Consider the following 4,050-nt stretch of genomic DNA (forward strand, 5'->3'; position numbering starts at 1 on the left):
GACATTGATGCTTTTGCAAAGAAGCACATGTCCATAAACTGGGTTACAGAACGTACCAAACAGCTTAAAAATGTAGGCTAAATTGGGAACGTTAAACTGGACACCCTACCTTATTGATTTGTTCAAACTTTAAAACTAACAGGAATATGGCTCAGAAACTTTGGGAAAAAAGTGTGCAGGTGAACGAGGAAATTGACCGTTTCACTGTAGGACGTGATCGTGAAATGGATCTTTATCTTGCTAAGCATGATGTATTAGGATCTATGGCACATATCACTATGCTTGAGAGTATCGGACTGCTTAAGTCTGATGAGTTGAAGGTCTTGCTTGAAGAATTAAAAAATATATATGCATCGGCTGAAAATGGCGACTTCGTTATAGAAGACGGTATTGAGGATGTTCATTCTCAGGTTGAACTTATGCTTACAAGAAAATTGGGTGATGTTGGTAAGAAAATCCATAGCGGGCGTTCAAGAAATGACCAGGTATTGGTCGATTTGAAATTGTTCACCCGTGCGCAGATAAAGGATATCGCTGTGGCTGTAGAAGACCTGTTCAAAATTCTTATCTCACAAAGTAACAGGTATAAGGATGTATTGATGCCTGGATACACACATTTGCAGATAGCCATGCCTTCATCATTCGGACTTTGGTTTGGCGCTTATGCTGAAAGCCTTGTCGATGATATGATGTTCCTTCAGGCGGCTTATAAGATGTGTAACCGTAACCCACTTGGCTCTGCTGCGGGTTATGGGTCATCATTCCCTTTGAACCGTGAAATGACTACGCGCCTGCTTGGATTTGATTCCATGAATTATAATGTTGTTTATGCTCAGATGGGACGTGGAAAGATGGAACGTAATGTTGCTTTTGCTCTTGCGTCAATAGCCGGAACATTGTCGAAGATGGCTTTCGATGCTTGTATGTTCAGCAGTCAGAATTTTGGTTTTGTGAAATTGCCAGACGAGTGTACAACAGGTTCAAGTATCATGCCTCACAAGAAGAATCCTGATGTGTTCGAACTTACGCGTGCTAAATGCAATAAGATACAGGCATTGCCTCAGCAGATAATGATGATTATGAACAATCTTCCTTCAGGTTACTTCCGCGATCTTCAGATAATAAAGGAAGTATTCCTTCCTGCATTCTCAGAATTGAAGGATTGTCTTCAGATGGCAACATATATCATGGACAAGATTTACGTGAACGAACATATTCTTGACGATGATAAATATCTGTATATATTCAGTGTAGAGGAAGTTAATCGTCTGGCTACTGAAGGAATGCCGTTCCGTGATGCATACAAGAAGGTTGGGCTTGATATTGAAGCAGGTAAATTTGTTCACAATAAGCAGGTACATCACACTCACGAAGGAAGTATAGGTAATCTGTGCAACGACCGTATAACAGAACTTATGAATAAGGTAGTTTCAGGTTTCGATTTTTCTAAAGTTGAAAATGCCGAGAAATCACTTCTTGGAAGATAAGATTTAGTGTCTGTCTTGTTGTCAGTATGTCTTAAAATGTTCTTTTGAAGTGTGTTGAAAAGTTTAGAAGCACATTAGACAGACTTTTTTAGAAATAAAACGGGCGAAATGTTTGGAAGTTATAAAAAAACTCCATACATTTGCACCCGTTAACGCGGAAATAGCTCAGTTGGTAGAGCATAACCTTGCCAAGGTTAGGGTCGCGAGTTCGAGTCTCGTTTTCCGCTCTTTTTCTTTGAAAGGATGCTCGAATGGTGGAATCGGTAGACACGAGGGACTTAAAATCCCTTGGCTATTGCAGCTGTGCGGGTTCAAGTCCCGCTTCGAGTACTCTACGGGACAAATCGTTATTTTGACGGTTTGTCTCTTTTTTTATACCATTGCAAATAGTTGGATATGAGTACTTTAACTCAAAGAATGAATTGATGCTGATAGGTTCAATATGCTCATTATTTTTGTCATAGTAAAATCCGTTCGGGAATACTAATTTTTGGAGTCTCCTTTTTCCTTCTAATCCTTGTAACTCCCATAGTGTGAACAAGTTACGTCTAATAGAAAAGGCGTAATCTATGAATTTATCCAGGTTCAATATTTCTGTATCGTATTTCATATATTCAGTGTTTAAATCCTTAATTTCTTGTTCCAATCTTGTTATTACTTTTTCAAAAATGTTTTGTCTCTTTGCGTCTGAACAAAGAGTGTAGTTTGTTTCAACTTGGTTTAACTCTTTTTCTTTCTTTTTAATATTTGCGTGTATTGATTGAGCGGTGTCTCTGTTTTCTCTATTCATATTATCAAATGTCATTTTTAATTGAAGTTTTAGTAGTTCTGATACTTTATCAGATAAAATGTATTTATTTAATTCATCTTCAAATGATTCATGTACTTTCTTCGTAGAACTATTGTATTTGCATCCCTTACGGCTACAGACATAATATCCTATATCTGTTCTACCGAATTTCTTTCTCATTTTGGTTGATATGCTTGCTGTTAAATTACCTCCGCAGCAAGGGCATTTGATACTGCCTATTAATGGTGCGTATTCTTTATCTATCTTTTGTTCATATCCACTATGATTTTTTGATAATTCATTATTAACCTTCAAGAATATTTCTTTAGATACCAAAGGGGGATGATTCCCTTGTACTATTTCTCCTTGTAAGAACTTATGAGCCATGTAACCACAGTAGAAAGGGTTCTTGAATACCTCTGATAATTTCTGCTTGCATATAATAAGTCCTTCTTTTGCTAATTTAACTCTTATTTCTTCATTGCTTAATTTGTTGTTGGCTTTCCATAGGAATGCTTTTCTTAATAATTTTCCTTCTTCATTTATTGTTATTACTTGTTCCTTCTTAGTTGTCCTTTGGTCATATCCTCTTGGTGCTTTTCCTATCCAACGTCCTTTTAATAGGGCTTTTATACTATTTTCTATGGTTGTTGCTCGCTTCTCATCATTTTGATATCTTGCATTAGCAAGTTCCATGAGCTGCATATATTTTCCAACGGCTGTGCGTGGGTCATAACTTGATGTAGCTGATACTACATAAGCTCCTCTTGCTTCTACTTCTTCAATTATTGTAGTGCTTCCTGTACGGCTGAATCTTGAAGTGCTGAATACGATAACAACATCTACTTTCTTTGTACTTCCTTTCTTGTTGGATTTTTTAATGAAATCCAACATTCGATTAAATTCTTTTCTCTCTTTGTCGCTTTTTGCAGATTCGTATGTACCTCCGAACTCTGCTATCACTGTATAGGAATGTGATTGTGCATATTCCCTACATTTGTCTTGCTGGACTTCCAGACTTTGACCATCAACTTGTTCACTACTACTAACACGAGTATAGATAATAGCATTTCCACCTTTTATTTCTTCTTTCTTCTTTTGACCTTTTGCGAAAGATTTTAATTCTAATGTTTCATTCATATAGTTAGAATTTAATTGTTACTCAATAATTGATATTTTTTATATGTGGCAAAGCAAGATACAGAATAATCATATAGTGTGTCTATGATTAATAATGCCTCTTTATCACTTATATTTTGGAAATCCCTATTTTCTTGAATTGTTTCTATATTTAATTTTTCCATCGTGCAAATATGATAAATTTTAATCAACAGGAATAGTTAAATTATTGTGATTATAATTTTTTCACTGAAATAGATTCTTTCTTTTGTATTCTCCTGGGATTCAGGAAGTTATCTATTTCTTCATAAGAGATAAATGATAAATAATCTTTTCCTTTTTTTTATTTCTTCTTTTTCTATTTCGTTCTCTGCATTATTAATCGCTTCATCATAATCTTCATCAATTATTTTATTTATATTATCCTCTATATTATTATGATTTAGGTTGTTAATATTCTCTATCCTTCTCAGATAGTTTATTTTATTTAATAAGTAAGTGATCTAAAATATTTTTATATTCAGCATAAATTATTAATATTGTCACATGATATTTTAGAAATTGAATCATGAAACATATAAAAGTGCTTGAATTGAGTGAGGCTGATCGCCTCAAACTTGAGAAAGGGTATCATAATGGCCCTACTCATAACTA

2 protein-coding genes and 2 tRNA genes are annotated in these 4,050 nt (G+C 35.0%); 3 read left to right on the forward strand and 1 reads right to left on the reverse strand.

What is annotated here, in order from left to right:
- The first annotated feature begins 146 nt into the window (after positions 1-146).
- The 3 genes from argH to H6A27_RS13935 all read left to right on the forward strand — a co-directional run bounded on the left by argH (position 147) and on the right by H6A27_RS13935 (position 1,817).
- The gene (gene argH, locus H6A27_RS13925) at positions 147-1,487 is read left to right on the forward strand and encodes an argininosuccinate lyase (RefSeq protein ID WP_204403463.1); all 1,341 of its coding nucleotides are present in this window, start codon (positions 147-149) and stop codon (positions 1,485-1,487) included.
- 154 nt (positions 1,488-1,641) lie between these two features.
- Positions 1,642-1,714: transfer RNA gene (locus H6A27_RS13930), tRNA-Gly, on the forward strand.
- 18 nt (positions 1,715-1,732) lie between these two features.
- Positions 1,733-1,817: transfer RNA gene (locus H6A27_RS13935), tRNA-Leu, on the forward strand.
- Here the strand turns inward: H6A27_RS13935 and H6A27_RS13940 are convergent.
- Complete coding sequence (locus H6A27_RS13940; protein WP_204509114.1) at positions 1,780-3,417, reverse strand: recombinase family protein; 1,638 nt, start codon at positions 3,415-3,417, stop codon at positions 1,780-1,782. The genes H6A27_RS13935 and H6A27_RS13940 overlap by 38 nt on opposite strands.
- Positions 3,418-4,050 lie beyond the last annotated feature (633 nt).

It is taken from the genome of Bacteroides caecigallinarum, assembly GCF_016902295.1.
In the GTDB taxonomy this organism is placed as follows: Bacteria; Bacteroidota; Bacteroidia; order Bacteroidales; family Bacteroidaceae; genus Phocaeicola; species Phocaeicola caecigallinarum_A.